We start from the raw sequence: 237 nt of genomic DNA on the forward strand, positions 1-237 counted from the left end.
TTTACACCAGCTTAATATCTGGTTCGCCGTCATGTTGTTCATAAATCTCTAATACATCATCAAACATTTTAAGAACTCTTTTTAGTTCCTCATCAAGTTCTTTTGTATTTATTTCTTTGCTCATCTTTTTTCACCTTACACTTAATAACCTAAGTTCTTATCTAATACAAAAAAGCCCATTATAGGGCTGCACTTTAATGATAGCTTCTTTACATTGATGGAGTCTGATAATATGAT

The 237-nt window shown here is 30.8% G+C and carries 1 protein-coding gene; it reads right to left on the reverse strand.

Annotated elements, in window-relative coordinates:
* Position 1: 1 nt before the first annotated feature.
* Positions 2-124 (reverse strand): hypothetical protein, encoded by a 123-nt coding sequence (locus tag SB816_RS34820; protein ID WP_269430477.1) that lies wholly within the window; start codon positions 122-124, stop codon positions 2-4.
* Positions 125-237 lie beyond the last annotated feature (113 nt).

It is taken from the genome of Achromobacter sp. SIMBA_011 (assembly GCF_046535435.1).
Classification (GTDB): Bacteria; Pseudomonadota; Gammaproteobacteria; order Burkholderiales; family Burkholderiaceae_B; genus Achromobacter; species Achromobacter dolens.